Source organism: Arenimonas daejeonensis, from assembly GCF_007993735.1.
Lineage (GTDB): Bacteria > Pseudomonadota > Gammaproteobacteria > Xanthomonadales > Xanthomonadaceae > Arenimonas > Arenimonas daejeonensis.
Map to the genome: position 1 here is coordinate 1,829,780 of NZ_CP042453.1, position 14,550 is coordinate 1,844,329.

12 protein-coding genes and 3 pseudogenes are annotated in these 14,550 nt (G+C 67.3%); 6 read left to right on the forward strand and 9 right to left on the reverse strand.

All coding sequences use genetic code 11. The features are described 5' to 3' along the window. Positions 1-187 precede the first annotated feature (187 nt). Genes FRZ33_RS08890 through FRZ33_RS08900 form a run of 3 tightly spaced genes read left to right on the forward strand, consistent with a single transcriptional unit; the run spans position 188 to position 1,346 of the window. On the forward strand, positions 188-667 hold the full coding sequence (locus FRZ33_RS08890) for a helix-turn-helix transcriptional regulator (protein WP_227978310.1): 480 nt from the start codon (positions 188-190) through the stop codon (positions 665-667). Then, complete coding sequence (locus FRZ33_RS08895; protein ID WP_146909149.1) at positions 664-1,071, forward strand: VOC family protein; 408 nt, start codon at positions 664-666, stop codon at positions 1,069-1,071. The genes FRZ33_RS08890 and FRZ33_RS08895 overlap by 4 nt, the downstream gene beginning before the upstream one ends. A 47-nt stretch (positions 1,072-1,118) precedes the next feature. After that, entirely contained in the window at positions 1,119-1,346 is a 228-nt protein-coding gene (locus FRZ33_RS08900; protein ID WP_146909151.1) for a hypothetical protein, read from the forward strand. A 61-nt stretch (positions 1,347-1,407) separates the two neighbouring features. On the opposite strand, the pseudogene parC reads toward FRZ33_RS08900, so the two are convergent. Then, positions 1,408-3,656: pseudogene (parC, locus tag FRZ33_RS08905) on the reverse strand (DNA topoisomerase IV subunit A). A gap of 89 nt (positions 3,657-3,745) precedes the next feature. Between parC and FRZ33_RS15205 the strand changes: the two are divergent. After that, positions 3,746-3,886 carry a hypothetical protein gene (locus FRZ33_RS15205; RefSeq protein WP_158637173.1) on the forward strand — a complete coding sequence of 47 codons (141 nt, stop codon included), beginning with the start codon at positions 3,746-3,748 and terminating at the stop codon, positions 3,884-3,886. 18 nt (positions 3,887-3,904) lie between these two features. On the opposite strand, the gene FRZ33_RS08910 is transcribed toward FRZ33_RS15205, so the two are convergent. Next, positions 3,905-5,713, reverse strand: a complete 1,809-nt coding sequence (locus tag FRZ33_RS08910; RefSeq protein WP_146909152.1) for an ABCB family ABC transporter ATP-binding protein/permease — start codon at positions 5,711-5,713, stop codon at positions 3,905-3,907. Between the two features lie 88 nt (positions 5,714-5,801). On the opposite strand from FRZ33_RS08910, the gene FRZ33_RS08915 reads away from it, so the two are divergent. Then, the gene (locus FRZ33_RS08915) at positions 5,802-7,052 is read left to right on the forward strand and encodes a multidrug effflux MFS transporter (protein ID WP_146909154.1); all 1,251 of its coding nucleotides are present in this window, start codon (positions 5,802-5,804) and stop codon (positions 7,050-7,052) included. A gap of 162 nt (positions 7,053-7,214) precedes the next feature. Here FRZ33_RS08915 and FRZ33_RS17710 read toward each other — a convergent pair. Then, a pseudogene (locus tag FRZ33_RS17710) lies at positions 7,215-8,198 on the reverse strand (AI-2E family transporter); the annotation flags it as partial. A 257-nt stretch (positions 8,199-8,455) separates the two neighbouring features. Here FRZ33_RS17710 and FRZ33_RS08925 point away from each other — a divergent pair. Continuing rightward, on the forward strand, positions 8,456-8,905 hold the full coding sequence (locus FRZ33_RS08925; protein ID WP_227977730.1) for a potassium channel family protein: 450 nt from the start codon (positions 8,456-8,458) through the stop codon (positions 8,903-8,905). A gap of 20 nt (positions 8,906-8,925) precedes the next feature. Here the strand turns inward: FRZ33_RS08925 and FRZ33_RS08930 are convergent, their stop codons facing one another. The 6 genes and pseudogenes from FRZ33_RS08930 to minC form a co-directional block, all read right to left on the reverse strand. Next, entirely contained in the window at positions 8,926-9,999 is a 1,074-nt protein-coding gene (locus tag FRZ33_RS08930) for an aromatic ring-hydroxylating oxygenase subunit alpha (protein ID WP_146909158.1), read from the reverse strand. A 166-nt stretch (positions 10,000-10,165) separates the two neighbouring features. Beyond that, positions 10,166-12,104 (reverse strand): annotated as a pseudogene (locus FRZ33_RS08935) (M2 family metallopeptidase). 104 nt (positions 12,105-12,208) lie between these two features. Continuing rightward, positions 12,209-12,661, reverse strand: a complete 453-nt coding sequence (locus FRZ33_RS08940; protein WP_146909160.1) for a hypothetical protein — start codon at positions 12,659-12,661, stop codon at positions 12,209-12,211. Position 12,662: 1 nt separating this feature from the next. After that, on the reverse strand, positions 12,663-12,929 hold the full coding sequence (gene minE / locus FRZ33_RS08945) for a cell division topological specificity factor MinE (RefSeq protein ID WP_146909162.1): 267 nt from the start codon (positions 12,927-12,929) through the stop codon (positions 12,663-12,665). A gap of 3 nt (positions 12,930-12,932) precedes the next feature. Next, positions 12,933-13,742 carry a septum site-determining protein MinD gene (gene minD, locus FRZ33_RS08950; protein WP_146909164.1) on the reverse strand — a complete coding sequence of 270 codons (810 nt, stop codon included), beginning with the start codon at positions 13,740-13,742 and terminating at the stop codon, positions 12,933-12,935. A gap of 48 nt (positions 13,743-13,790) precedes the next feature. Next, a complete protein-coding gene (minC, locus tag FRZ33_RS08955) occupies positions 13,791-14,549 on the reverse strand; it encodes a septum site-determining protein MinC (RefSeq protein WP_146909165.1) in 759 nt (252 codons plus the stop codon). Position 14,550: the final 1 nt, after the last annotated feature.

Genomic DNA, 14,550 nt, shown 5'->3' on the forward strand with positions numbered 1-14,550 from the left:
CCGGCCCGGTGGACACGCCGGATATCGTCTGCGCGCGGCAGGTGACGGGTCAAGCCTTGGCGCGGGTTCGCAGGGCAGCGAGGGCTGGCTTAGACTTCCCGGGCTGCTGCGCCCGGGAGTGCCCATGCGAAAACCCACTGTCGTCCCGCCCGAACCCGCGCCCCGGCACAAGCCGACGCACGCGCCGGTGCGCCAGGACCCCGCACTGCTGCGCCGTCTGCTGCGCGCGAAAGACCGCATGGACGCCGCCTCGCACGAAGCCTGGCCGGTGAAGCGGCTGGCGAAGGTCAGCGGCGTGTCCGAAGCCCACTTCGCGCGTTCGTTCAAGGACGCTTTCGGCCTGCCACCGCACCGCTACCTGCTGACGCGCCGGATCGAACGCGCCACCGCGCTGCTGCGCGACACAGACGCGCCCATCACCGACATCGCCTTCCAGACCGGCTGGAGCAGCCTGGGCACCTTCGGCCGCACCTTCCGCGACATCACCGGCCTGAGCCCGGGCGATTGGCGGGAAAGCGACAAGGCCGCCCTGCACGCGCTGGACCGGGTGCCGGCCTGTTTCGTCAATGCCGCCCGCCGGCCCGACCTGATCACCGCAGTTTCGGAGAAGCGGCGGCAGGAGGCGGCCGATAACCTTCCCTCAGACCAAACGAAGGAGGTTTCATGAGCCAGGGTGTCGGAGTGGTGGGCCTGTATGTCCACGATCAGGATGAAGCGCTGGGTTTCTACGTCGACAAGCTGGGGTTCCGCGTCCACACCGACGCGCGCAACGGCGACTACCGCTGGCTGACCGTGCAACACCCGGACCAGCCTTCGTTCCAGCTGGGTCTGTTCACGCCGCAGGCGCCGCTGGTGGATGCGGCGACCGCGCAGTCGCTGCGTGAGGCCGTGGCCAAGGGCGCGATGCCGCCGCTGGTGCTGGTGGTGGACGACTGCCGGGCGGCCTACGAACGTTTCCGCGCCCGCGGCGTCGAGTTCACCCAGGAGCCGATGACCCGCTACGGCAGCACGGATGCCAGCTTCCGCGATCCGTCCGGAAACGGCTGGAAGATGATCGAGGCGCGGGCGTGAGCGCCGCGTCGCACTTCAAGTCGGGTCCCGGCCAACAGGAGGTTCCGATGAACGTGAGCCAGTGGGTTCGGCAGTTCCATCGCTGGACATCGATCATCTTCACCCTGACCGTCATCGCCAACTTCGTGGCGATGACGCAGAAGCCGCCGCCGGCCTGGATCACCTATTCGCCACTGCCGCCGCTGTTCCTGCAGTTGTTCACCGGGCTGTACATGTTCTTCCTGCCCTATTTCGCGCGGCGGCGGGTGGGTGAGGGCGGAAGTCAGGTGTCCTGAGTACACCGCGGCATCCCCCTCTCCCCGGCCCTCTCCCGCGAGGGGAGAGGGGAGGCAGAGATCAGGCGCTTTCGACCCGATCCACCTTGGTGAACCCACGCGGCAGCACGTTGCCACGCGCCGCGCGGCTGCCTTCGTAGGCCTGCAGGTCGCGCCAGCTCAGTACCAGTTTCTGGCGGCCGGAATAGATGGTCAGTTCGCCGCCCTGCTTGACGCTGGCGACGGCGATGACCTTTTCCTCGCCCGACTTCAGCTTCGCTGGCGGGATCTGCACCAGCTTGTTGCCCTTGCCCTTGTCGAGCTCCGGCAGTTCGGCAATGGGGAAGGCCAGCAGGTGGCCGGCGCTGGTGATGGCGACGATGAAATCGGTCTTGGGGTCGTTGACCGGCACCGGCGGCAGGATGTCGGCCGCAGCGTCGGCGTTGATCAGGGCCTTGCCGGCCTTGTTGCGGCCGGTGAAGTTCTCGAAGCGGGTGACGAAGCCGTAGCCCCAGCTGGAGGCGAGCAGGTAGCGCGCGTCGTTGTCGGCCGCGGCCAGGCCCACGAAGCTGGCGCCCGCCGGCGGCGAGAAACGACCACTCAAGGGTTCGCCATTGCCACGCGCGCTCGGCAACGTATGCGCCAGCGCGGAATAGCTGCGGCCGGTGGAGTCGAGGAAGGCCACCTGCTGCGTGCTGCGTCCGCGCACCGCCTGCAGCAGGCCGTCGCCATCGCGGTAGCTCAGCGCGGCGGCTTCGACGTCGTGGCCCTTGGCGCTGCGGATCCAGCCCTTCTTCGACAGCACCACGGTCACCGGCTCGCTAGGCACCAGTTCGGTTTCGCTGATGGCCTGGGCGGCCTCGCGCTGCACCAGGGGCGAGCGGCGGGCGTCGCCGAACTTCTTCGCATCCGCCAGCAACTCGTCCTTGACCTGTTTCTTGAGCTTGGCCTTGCTGCCCAGGATGCCGATGATCTTCTCGCGTTCCTTGGCCAGCTCGTCCTGCTCGCCGCGGATCTTCATCTCTTCCAGGCGGGCCAGCTGCTTGAGCTTGGTCTCGAGGATGTATTCGGCCTGTTCCTCGTCCAGCCCGAAGCGCGCCATCAGCACCGGCTTGGGCTCGTCCTCGGTGCGGATGATGCGGATGACTTCGTCGAGGTTGAGGAAGGCGACCAGCAGGCCTTCGAGCAGGTGCAATCGGCGTTCGACCTTGTCGAGGCGGTGCTTGAGGCGCTTGGCGACCGTATTGGTGCGGAACTCCAGCCATTCGGACAGGAAGTCCTTCAGGTTCTTCACCTGCGGCCGGCCGTCCAGGCCGATGATGTTGAAGTTGACGCGGAAGCTCTTCTCCAGATCCGTCGTAGCGAACAGATGGCCCATCAGGCCGTCGTAGTCCACGCGGTTGCTGCGCGGGACCATGACCAGGCGCACCGGGTTTTCGTGGTCGGACTCGTCGCGCAGGTCTTCCAGCCAGGGCAGCTTCTTGGCGCGCATCTGCATCGCCACCTGTTCCATGATCTTCGAGGGCGAGACCTGGTAGGGCAGGTTGGTGATGACGATGTTGGCGTTTTCGCGGGTCCACGTTGCCCGCGCGCGCACGCTGCCGCCGCCGGTTTCGTAGATGTTCCGCAGGTCTTCGGCCGGCGTGATGATTTCCGCGGCGGTCGGGTAGTCGGGGCCGCGCACGTGTTCGCACAGGTCGCGCACGGTGGCATCCGGGTCGTCGAGCAGGCGCACGGCGGCGCTGACCACTTCGTTGAGGTTGTGCGGCGGGATGTCGGTGGCCATGCCGACGGCGATGCCCGTCGTGCCATTGAGCAGCAGGTGCGGCAGGCGCGCCGGCAGCCAGCTCGGTTCCTGCAGGGTGCCGTCGAAGTTGGGCACCCAGTCCACGGTGCCCTGGCCGAGTTCGCCCAGCAGCACTTCGGCGATCGGCGTGAGTTTGGATTCGGTGTAGCGCATGGCCGCGAACGACTTCGGGTCGTCTGTGGAGCCGAAGTTGCCTTGGCCTTCGATCAGCGGATAGCGGTACGAGAACGGCTGTGCCATCAGCACCAGCGCCTCGTAGCAGGCGCTGTCGCCATGCGGGTGGAACTTGCCGATCACGTCGCCGACGGTGCGTGCGGATTTTTCGGTTTCGCAGCCGCGCCCAGGCCCAGCTCGCTCATCGCGTAGATGATGCGGCGCTGCACCGGCTTCAGGCCGTCGCCCAGGAAGGGCAGGGCACGGTCCAGCACCACGTACATCGAATAGTCCAGGTAGGCGCGTTCGGCGTACTCGCGCAGCGGGATCTGTTCGAAGCCGTGGAAGGTCGGGCGGGCAGGTTCGGTCATGCGAAACTCAGGCTCGGGCAGTAACGATGGCCGCCATTCTACCGGCCCCGGCCGCACAGGATGAGACACCGTAACGGAGGAGCAAGCCCATGAGCTGGTTGGGGATTTTCCTGGTGGTGATCGGCCTGGTGGCGGTCTGGAAGCTCACGGCGCTGGCCCTGCGGCTGGCTTTTGCCGTGTTGATCGTGTTCGGCCTGATGCTGTTGTTCGGGTCGCCGTTCGGGGTCTAGCCGGGCTCTGGGGGCGGCTCAGGCTGGGCGGGTGAGGCTGGAGTCCTCCTGCTGCTGCAGGCGCCACATGCGCGCGTAGTGCCCGCGGCGGTCGAGCAGGTCGGCATGCGTGCCGCGTTCCAGCACGCGGCCCTGGTCCAGCACCAGGATCTCGTCGGCATCCATGATCGTGGACAGGCGGTGCGCGATGACAAGGGTGGTGCGGCCGACGGCGATGCGGTCGAGTTCGTCCTGGATCGCCTGTTCGCTGGCCGAATCCAGCGCCGAGGTGGCTTCGTCGAAGATCAGGATGGCCGGGTTCTTCAGCAGCGCGCGGGCGATGGCCACGCGCTGTTTTTCGCCGCCGCTGAGCTTGAGCCCGCGCTCGCCGACCTCGCTGTCGTAGCCGTCGGGCAGGGTGAGGATGAAGTCATGGATGTGGGCGGCGCGTGCGGCGGCCTCGACCTCGGCGTCGCTGGCGGCGGGGCGGCCGTAGCGGATGTTGTAGCGGATGGTGTCGTTGAACAGCACGGTGTCCTGCGGAACGATGCCGATGGCGGCGCGCACGCTGTCCTGCTGCAGTTCGCGCAGGTCCTGGCCGTCGATGCGGATGCTGCCCGAACCGATTTCATAGAAGCGGTAGAGCAGGCGCGAGAGCGTGGACTTGCCGCTGCCGGAGTGCCCGACCACGGCCAGGGTGCCGCCGGGCGGAATGGTGAAGCTGACGCCGTGCAGGATCTCGCGGCGCTCGTCGTAGCCGAAACGCACGTCCTGGAACTCCACCTGCGGCTGGTGCGTGACCAGGGCGCGGGCGTCGGGGCGGTCGCGCACTTCCTGGGCTTCGTCCATCAGGCCGAACAGGCGCTCGATGTTGGTGATGGCCTGCTTCACTTCGCGATAGACCATGCCCAGGAAGTTAAGCGGCGCGCTCAGCTGCAGCAGATAGGCATTGACCAGCACCAGGTCGCCGATGGTCATCTCGCCCGCGGCCACGCCGGCCGCCGCGCGCCACATCAGCGCGGTGATGCCGATGGCGATGATGCCGCTCTGGCCCAGGTTCAGCACCGCCAGCGACTTCAGGCTCTTGACTGAGGCGTTTTCCATGTCGCGCAGGTGTTCGTCGTAGCGGCGGGCCTCGTGTTCTTCGTTGTTGAAGTACTTCACCGTCTCGTAGTTGAGCAGCGAATCCACGCCGCGGGCGCTGGCGCGGGTGTCGGCCTCGACCGCGGCGCGGTAGAAGGTGGTGCGCCACTCGGTGACGCGGAAGGTCCAGGCCACGTACACGGCGATGGTGGCCAGCGTGATCGCGGCGAAGCCCCAGTCGTAGTTCCAGACGAGCACCGCCGTGACCAGGGTGATCTCGAGAAGGGTCGGCAGGATGGTGTAGATGGTCCAGTCGAGCAGGTCGGAGATGGCGGTGCCGCCGCGCTCCACGTCGCGCGCCACGCCGCCCGTGCGCCGGTTCAGGTGGAATCGCAGGGAAAGCGCATGAAGATGCCGGAACACGCGCAACATCACGGTGCGCGAGCTGCGCGCCATCACCCGGGCGAAAACAATCGTGCGCAGCTCGGTGAACAGGGTCACCGACAGCCGGGCGGCGCCGTAGGCCAGCAGCAGGCCGACCGGCAGCATCAGCAGCGAAGGCTCGACATCCAGCCCGTCCACCAGCTTCTTCAGCACCAGCGGCACGCCGAGGTTGGCGAATTTCGCCAGTACCAGGCAGGCCATGGCCAGGGCGATCCGCCCCCAGTAGGGCCGCAGGAAGGGCAGCAGTTCGCGCAGCACGGCACCCAGGCTGCGTTCGGCGACCGGCGGGGCTTCGGGCGTGGCGGGGACGGCGTCGGTCATGGCGGACTGGGTGGGGGCATAACGCCGGTGTTCAAGCGCGGGCGGCGGCGGGCTTGTATGCTTGCACGGTTTTTCGCCCCCGGTACCGATGATCTCCCACCTGCAAATCTCCCGCGCCCGGCTCGCCTTCATCCTCGGTGGCCTGGCGATGTTCGGTCCGTTCTCCATCGACACGGTGTTCCCTGCCTTTCTGGTGATGGCGCGGGACCTGGGCGTGGGCAAGGTGGCGATGCAGCAGACGATCAGCGTGTACCTGATCGGCTACGCGGCGATGTCGCTGTTCCATGGTCCGATCTCGGACGCCATCGGCCGCAAGAAGGTCTTGTTGGCGGGCATCGTGGTGTTCACCCTGGCCTCGGTCGGCGCGGCGCTGGCCAACGACATGACCACGATGCTGGTCTACCGCGGACTGCAGGGGCTGTCGGCAGGTGTTGGCCTGATCGTCGGCCGCGCCGTGGTGCGCGACTGCCTGCAGGGCGACGACGCGCAGCGGCTGATGAGCCAGATCTCGATGATCTTCGGCATCGCGCCGGCGATCGCGCCGGTGATCGGCGGCTGGATACTCGGCTTCTCGGAATGGCACGGCATCTTCTGGTTCCTGGCGGTGTTCGGCCTGGTGCTGTTCGCGCTGACGGCCTGGGGCCTGCCGGAAAGCCATCCGGTCGAGAACCGGGTGCCGCTGCACGCGAAAACCCTCGTCACCGACTACGCGCACATGCTGTCGAACCGGAAATTCCGGCTGCTGGCGCTGGCGGGCACCTTCAACTTCGGCGCGCTGTTCGTCTACATCGCTTCGGCGCCGGCCTTCGTGATGGACCTGCTGGACCTGGGCGAACAGGATTTCGTCTGGTTCTTCGCGCCGACCATCGGCGGCATGATGCTGGGCGCCTTCGTCAGCGGCCGCGCGGCGGGGCGCATCACCGGACGGCGGCTGGTGGAGTGGGGTTTCCTGTGCTGCGGCGTGGCCGCGGCCTACAACATCGGCTACAACGCGCTCACCGATTCGCCGACGCTGCCCTGGGCGGTGCTGCCGACGGCGCTGGGCGCATTCGGCATCGCGCTGGTGTTCCCGATCGTGACGCTGGCGATCCTGGACATGTACCCGCGCCACCGCGGCGGCGCTTCCTCGATGCAGGCCTTCGTGGGCCTGCTGTCGAACGCGGCGATCGCCGGCCTGCTGTCGCCGCTGGTCAGCGACAGCGGCCTGCACCTGGCGCTGGCGGCATCGGCCTTCACCGCGACCGGTTACGCGCTGTGGCGCTGGTACATCACGCACGACAACCGCTGCCCCGATCCCGATCCCAACATCGCCCGGCACGAACCCACCGGCGAAATGTGAGCGGCCCGGTCCGGGCTCAGCGCTACGCGGGCCCGGTTTCTCCGGGTCTGGGGAGGGCGCCGGGGTCGGCTCCGCGGGTGCGGTCAGATCGACCCACTGCCAGAACAGCCGGTAGCCCACGGCCAGTGCGATCGGCCCGATGAACAGGCCGATGATGCCGCCACTGACCATGCCGCCGAGTGCGCCGATCAGGATCACCGGCATCGGCACGTCCACGCCGCGACCCAGCAGGATCGGCTTGAGCACGTTGTCGGCCAGGCCGGCGACGAAGGTGTAGACGCCGAAAGCGATCGTCGCGGCGTTGGCGCCTTCCTTGTAGAACACGAAGGCGATGACCGGGATCGTCACCAGGGTCGCGGGCACCTGGATGATGCCCAGCACCAGCACGACCAGGCACAGCAGGCCCGCGGCCGGAACGCCCTTCAGCAGGAAGGCGATGCCGACCAGCACCATCTGGATGAAGGCGATGCCGACCACGCCCTGCGCCACCGTGCGCACCGTCTGGGTGCAGAGCTTGGCCACGTCCGGGCCGCGCTCCTTGCCGAAGATGCGATTGCTGATGCGCAGCGTCGCCCGATGCCCTTCCTCGCCGAAGGCCATGATGATGCCGGCGACCGCCAGGGCCGCCATGAACACCAGGACCACGACACCCAGGCCCGCCAGCGTGCCGACGACATGCATGGAGCTGGCGCGGATCTGCGGCGCCAGCGGCTGCAGGAATGCCGCGAGGTCGGTGGAGGCTTTCGACCAGACGCCGTACACCTGCTTGCCGACCAGGGGCCATTCGGCCACGTCGGCCGGCGGCGGCGGAATGTGGATGGTGCCGCTCTTGGCGGTCTGCAGCAGGTCGTGGATCGACCCGAAGGCGGAGACGCTGATGAAGTAGATCGGCACCACCATGAACAGGATGCAGACCACCGCGATCAGGGTGGCCGACCAGCCGTTGCGGTTGCCGATGTGCGCGCGCAGCCACAGGTGCAGCGGATACAGGGTGATCGCGAGGATCAGTGCCCACAGCATCAGGTCGAGGAAGGGCTTGAAGACCTGGTAGCAGAAGATGGTCAGTACGGCGACCAGGCCTGCGCGGATCAGGACGTCGAGCAGCTCTCTGGAACGGTGGGTCTGCTCAGGAAGTTCTGCGGCCATGACTCATACCCCGGGACGGAGTTGGACTAGGCGCCTCACGGCGCATTCTGGTTGCAGCCTCGACCCCGCCGTCGGCCCCTGTGCCTGGGCAGGAACGCTTTATTGACAGGTCCCCTGCCGCGCAGGATGCTCCCCGCAGGGCAGGTGCAACCAAGGGCACTGGCCGGGAACCTGCGCCATCAGACCGGGTTCCGATGCCGGGCTGCAATTGACCGTTGGGCCAACCGGGCGGTAACCGCCAAGGGCTTCGTATGCTGATGAACCTGGTCTTCGGGATTCCGGTGATGCTGCTGTGCCTGGTGTTCCAGGCCGTCTTCATCACCATCGGCCTGCGGCAGTATTCGCTGCGGGTCCAGCAGGTCGACCGGCTGGACAGCGCCGCGTTCCAGATCGGGCTGCTGGCCCTGGTGATGTTCCTGATGCTGCTCAGTAACTTCATCCAGATGATGGTTTGGGCGCTGCTGTTCGTCCTGCTCGACGAGTTCGACACCTTCGGCAAGGCCGTGTACCACTCGGCCGTCAACTTCGCGACGCTCGGTTATGGCGACATCGTGCTGACGGAACGCTGGCGCATGCTGGGCCCGCTGGAGGCCGCCACCGGCATCCTGATGTTCGGCGTGTCGACGTCGGTGATGACCGCCGCGATCGTCGACCTGATGCAGCGCAGCGCCAAGCGCCACGGGCGAAAGCCGGGCGACCCACCGTAAAGCCCGACGCGGGGCTGTCTTCAGGGCACGGCGCGATACGCGGCGCGCAGCAGCTCGTGATAGTGGAACACCGCGTTCTCGCGCAGCGGGTTCAGGCGACCGGGCACGTACGAACCCGAGGTCAGGCCACGCTGCACGTGCTCGCAGATCTCGATGTCCTCGTCCTGCACCTGGTGCGCGAAGTCGTGGTCGGCCTGCTTGCGCGCCTCGGCCTCGGCGCTGTCGTCGGCGCGGTAGTAATAGTCGAATTCGACGATGCAGCGGTCCGGACCCAGCGGCAGCACGCGGTTGGTCTGCAGCCGGCCCGGCAGCAGGTTCAGCATCGTGTTCGGGTAGATGAAGTAGTAGAGCGCGTCGCCGTCGCCGTACAGCGCCGGGTCGCTTTCCAGCGGGCTGTACTGGTAGGAGAACCAGTCGCCGCACTCGGTCACGTACTGGCGGTAATCCAGCAGGCTGTTGAGGCCCGGGTGGATGTGCGGCACGTGGTAACCCTCGAGGTAGTTGTCGCAGTACACCTTCCAGTTGCAGGCGACCTCGTAGCGGAAGCGCTTGTGGAAGACGAAGTCCTTCGGCGACAGCGCGCGCAGCGGATCGTCCAGACCCTTGCTGAATTCGGCGAAGGACACCGCACCCTCGCCAGCGATGAAGACCAGGCCCTGCCACACGTCCACGCGAAGTTCCGGCAGGCGGATCTCGGACGGAACGAAATCCTCGGCGGTCTGCATCTCCGGCGCGCTGCGCAGCACGCCCTCGAGCGTGTAGGTCCAGCCGTGGTACTTGCAGCGCAGCACCTTGGCGGCCTTGCCGTCGCAGGTGGCGAGCGGGCCGGCGCGGTGCCGGCAGACGTTGTGGTAGGCGCGCAGGCGGCCTTCGTTGTCACGGATCACGACGATGGGCAGGCCGGCGATGTCGGTCACCAGGTGGTCGCCGGCATTGGCCAGCGCCAGCTCGTGGCCGACCAGCTGCCAGCTGCGCGCGAACACCGCCTCGCGGTCGCGCTGCACCATGGCCTCGCCCTGGTAGAACGGCGCGGCAAGGGCGACGGCGTGGGACAGCGTCTGCGGGGCGAGCGGATCGGGCAGTTGCGGGTTCATGGCGGGACCAGGCTGGAACTGCGGTCAGTATTGCGCGCGCCGGAGCCGGGCGGAAGGGGCCTTGGCGGTGAAATCCGGATCCCGTGCACCGGTTTCCGGTGGCCCACAAACAAAGCGGCCGGCGAATTGCTTCGCCGGCCGCGGGGTATCGCTCAAACCCTCGGGATCAGGACTTGGCCGGCTCCCAGCCGCAGGTCTTGCCTTCGTTCTGCTTGACCAGCCATTCCTGCAGCGGCGCGAAGTATTCCAGCACCGCCGAGCCGTCCATCTGCTCGCCGCCGGTCAGCTCCTTCAGCGTCTGCTGCCAGGGCTGCGAGGCGCCGCGCTCCATCATCGCCCAGTAGCGCTTGCCGGCTTCCGGGTTGTTGGCGAAGTTGCAGGTGTACAGCGGGCCTTCGTGGCCGGCCGCATCGCACAGCGACTTGTAGAACTGGAACTGCAGGATGTGCGACAGGAAGTAGCGCGTGTACGGCGTGTTGCCCGGCACGTGGTACTTGGCGCCGGCGTCGAAGAACTCCTCGCCGCGCGGCGACGACGGGGCGACGCCCCGGTGATTTGGCCTTGAGGTCCCACCAGGCCTGGTTGTACTGGTCCGGCGTGATCGACCCGTCGAACACGCCCCAGCGCCAGCGGTCGATCATCAGGCCGAAGGGCAGGAACGACACCTTCGCCAGCGCCATGCGCATCTGCGAGTTGATCACGGCTTCCTCGCTGACCGCCGGCTTGTCCACCAGGCCGATCGAGGCCATGTAGTCCGGGGTCATGGACAGCACGATGGTGTCGCCGATGGCTTCGTGGAAGCCGTCATGCGCGCCGTTCTGGAACATCGGCGGGTGCTGCTTGTAGGCCAGGTAATAATAGATGTGGCCGAGCTCGTGGTAGATGGTGGTCAGCTCTTCCTCGTTGGGCTTGATGCACATCTTCATGCGCACTTCGCCCTCGGTGTTCATCGGCCAGGCGCTGGCGTGGCAGACCACGTCGCGGTCGCGCGGCTGCACCAGCATCGAGTCGGTGTAGAAGCTGTCCGGCAGCGCCGGCATGCCCAGGCCGGTGTAGAAGCTCTCGGCCAGCTTGGTCATGCGGGTGGCCATTTCCAGGTCGGCCTGGCGTTCGATCTCGACCTGCTGGGCGGCGGTGAGGTTGCGCATGCCGCCGGCCTTGGACACGAGGTCGGCCTGGATCGCGTCGCGCTGCTTCTTCAGCGCGCCGGTGACGTCGAGGCTGCCCACGCCTTCATACGGCTGCAGCAGCGGCCAGAGGTTGCCCCAGTCCTGCTGCCAGAGGTTGCCGGTGAGGTGGGCCGGGATCATGCCGTTGACCGAACCCTGTTCGCCGTACTCCTCGACCAGCTTCTCGCGGGTGTAGCACTGCAGCTGTTCGTACAGCGGCTGCACCTGGCCCCAGAGGCGGTCGGCCTCGGCCTGGAAGTCGGCCGCCGGCATGTCGTAACCCGCGCGCCAGACTTCACCGGTGTTGGCGAAGCCCATTTCCTTGGCGCCTTCGTTGGTCAGTTCGACGAAGCGCTGGTAGTCCTTGCGCATCGGCACGGCGATGGAGTGCCAGCCTTCCCAGGCGGCCTTCATCTGGTCGTAGCTGCTGCCCTGGGTGTCGGCGAGGATCTCGGACACCTGGCCGATGTCCTTGCAGTCCTGGCCGTCCACGCACCACTTGCCGGCGCCGTAGGTCGCGCCAAGGCGGCTGGTGATCTCGGTCAGTTCCTTGAGCTTGGCGGGGTCGCGCGGGGCGGGCAGGGAGGCGCCGACCTTCATCAGGTGCAGGGCGCGCGCGGTGTCGGCGTCCAGGCCGTCGGTGGAATAGGTCTTGGCCTGTTCGATGAAGGCGTTGTTGAGGGCGAGGTAACGCTCGTTGGCCGCGGCTTCGACACGCTGGCTGTCGGCGTTGATATAGGTGGCACCCAGCCAGGCGGCGGAGGTGAGCTCCGGGGTGATTTCCTTGGCGGTCTTGTTGACGCGGGCGACGAATTGATCGGCCGATTCCTTGGGCGCGTCGGCGGCGGTGTCGGTCTGGTCGGCAGGCGTGCAGGCGGCGAGGGCCAGCAGGCCGGCGGAGATGGCGAGCGCCAGCAGGGCGCGTTGGGATTTCACGGGGCAGGCTCCGGTTTCGGGTTCGGGATCCGCTGCTAGACGCAGGGTGCGGGCAGGCTAGACCCCCGCTTTCCCCGCGCAAGTGAGCCTCGCGAGAAACGGTGTCAGAAAGGAAGCAGGCCGCGGGTGGCGAGGAAGGCGCGGGCGTCTTCGGCATCGGATTCGAACCAGGCGCGGGTGGAGCCGAGGCGGAAGGTGTAGCCCCAGGCGTCCATGTCGGCCATCAGGCGGTCGCTGCCGACGCCGGGCAAGCGGTCGGCCAGCAGGATCTGCAGGTAGCAGGTGGCGTCTTCTTCGGGCACCGAATCGGTGGCGTCGGTGTGCACCGTCGCGCGGCGTTCGGGCGGCATCACGATCAGATGGCAGGCCTCGTGCAGCAGCGAGTGCACCGGCGTGTCGGGGCGGGCGAACACGTCGTGGCCGATCAGCCCGGCCTCGTTCTCGCCCCAGAAACTGCCGGGAATGGCCTCACCGGCGGCGACCGGCACCAGGCGCAGCCCGTAACCGGCCAACAGCGCGGCCGGCGCATCGAAACCGATGTCGCCGACCGTCAGCACGTCAACCGTTGGCGGCGGCCTTGTCGGGCAGCGCGACCGAGATGTCGAGCAGCTCGCTGTCGCCGTCCTTGTGCAGGTCCACCTTCACCGCGTCTGCGTCCACGTTGATGTACTTGCGGATCACTTCCAGCAGCTCGCGCTGCAGCAGCGGGAGGTAGTCGGGCGCACCGCGCATCGAACGTTCCTGCTGGATCAGGATCTGCAGGCGGCTCTTGGCGGTGCTGGCGGTGTTCTTGTGGCGCTGGGTCAGGAAATCGAAGATGCCCATGGCTCAACCCCCGAACATCTTGGAGAAGAATCCCTTCTTCTCGACGGTGGTGAATCGCATCGGGCGCTCTTCGCCCAGGATGCGGGCGACCGCGTCGGTGTAGGCCTGGCCGGCCGGCGAGGCCTCGTCCAGGATCACCGGCACGCCGGCGTTGGAGCTCTGCAGCACCTCGGGCGATTCCGGGATCACGCCGACCACGTCCAGGCCAAGGATTTCCTGCACGTCGGCGATCGACAGCATGTCGCCGGCCTCGACGCGCTTGGGGCTGTAGCGGGTGAGCAGCAGGTGCTCCTTCACGCGCTCGCCGTTTTCGGCCTTCTTCGTCTTGGACGCCAGCAGGCCCAGGATGCGGTCGGAGTCGCGCACCGAACTGACTTCCGGATTCACCACCACGACGGCGCGGTCGGCGAAGTACATCGCCAGGAACGCGCCCTTCTCGATGCCTGCGGGCGAATCGCAGACGATGAAGTCGAAACCTTCCTCGCCCAGCGCATTGAGTACCTTCTCGACGCCTTCCCTGGTCAGTGCGTCCTTGTCGCGGGTCTGCGACGCGGCCAGCACGAACAGGTTCTCGAAACGTTTGTCCTTGATCAGCGCCTGCTTGAGGTTGGCCTCGTCGTTGACCACGTTGACGAAGTCGTAAACCACGCGGCGCTCGCAGCCCATGATCAGGTCGAGGTTGCGCAGGCCGACGTCGAAGTCGATGACGGCGGTCTTCTTGCCGGCCTTGGCCAGGCCGCAGGCCAGTGACGCGCTGGTGGTGGTCTTGCCGACGCCGCCCTTGCCCGAGGTCACCACGATGATTTCAGCCAATGTTCTTCTCCGTAACTTGTTCGCGCCCTGAGGGCGTCTGCGGGGGGATCAGTCGAGTTGTTCTATGCGCAGCTTGTCATGCTCCAGCCAGATCTGCACGGCCTTGCCGAGCAGCTCTTTCGGGATTTCCTCCAGCACCTTGTAGTGGCCGGCGACCGCGACCAGCTCCGCATGGAATTCACGGCAGAAGATGCGCGCGGTGGCCAGGCCGCCGGCGCCGGCCAGGGCACGGCCGCGCAGGGCGCCATAGATATGGATGGAGCCGTCGGCGATCACTTCGGCGCCGGCGCCCACCGTGGCGCAGACCGTGAGGTCGCGGTCCTGCGCGTAGACCTGCTGGCCCGAGCGCACCGGGTGTACATGCATCAGGCCGGGTTCGGAACGGGCGGCCGGGGGTGCGGGGGCCGGAGCCGGCTCGGCGGCGGCCTTGCGCGGGGTGGGCGTGGGTTCGGCTTCGCCGTCGCGTTCGTAGGACGCCCGGAACTTGGCCAGCAGCGGCAGGCCGACGTCCTTTGAGAGCTCCTCGACCGCGCTGGTGCCATAGGCCAGGGCCACCGGCATGACGCCGGCGTCGCGCAGGGCCTCGATCAGCACGCGCACTTCGCCGATCTCCGGGCAGCGGCTCAGGCCGCCGAAGTCGAGCACGACGGCCGCGCGGGCGAAGAGTTTCGGGGCCCGCTGCACGCGCTCGGCCATCTCGGCCGCCAGGCGGGTGGCGTCGAGGGTGCGGATGCGCAGGTTGGCGATGCCGACCTGGCCGAATTTGAGTTCGCCGGCCTGTTCGTAGTCGATCGTGGTCGCCGCCATG

Excerpts from the sequence above, each read along its gene's own strand:
- FRZ33_RS15205 (WP_158637173.1), top strand. The coding sequence starts at position 3,746 with ATGAGCTGGTTGGGGATTTTCCTGGTGGTGATCGGCCTGGTGGCGGTC.
- minC (WP_146909165.1), bottom strand. The coding sequence starts at position 14,549 with ATGGCGGCGACCACGATCGACTACGAACAGGCCGGCGAACTCAAATTC.
- FRZ33_RS08925 (WP_227977730.1), top strand. The coding sequence starts at position 8,456 with ATGAACCTGGTCTTCGGGATTCCGGTGATGCTGCTGTGCCTGGTGTTC.
- FRZ33_RS08900 (WP_146909151.1), top strand. The coding sequence starts at position 1,119 with ATGAACGTGAGCCAGTGGGTTCGGCAGTTCCATCGCTGGACATCGATC.
- FRZ33_RS08915 (WP_146909154.1), top strand. The coding sequence starts at position 5,802 with ATGATCTCCCACCTGCAAATCTCCCGCGCCCGGCTCGCCTTCATCCTC.
- FRZ33_RS08910 (WP_146909152.1), bottom strand. The coding sequence starts at position 5,713 with ATGACCGACGCCGTCCCCGCCACGCCCGAAGCCCCGCCGGTCGCCGAA.
- FRZ33_RS08930 (WP_146909158.1), bottom strand. The coding sequence starts at position 9,999 with ATGAACCCGCAACTGCCCGATCCGCTCGCCCCGCAGACGCTGTCCCAC.
- FRZ33_RS08895 (WP_146909149.1), top strand. The coding sequence starts at position 664 with ATGAGCCAGGGTGTCGGAGTGGTGGGCCTGTATGTCCACGATCAGGAT.
- minE (WP_146909162.1), bottom strand. The coding sequence starts at position 12,929 with ATGGGCATCTTCGATTTCCTGACCCAGCGCCACAAGAACACCGCCAGC.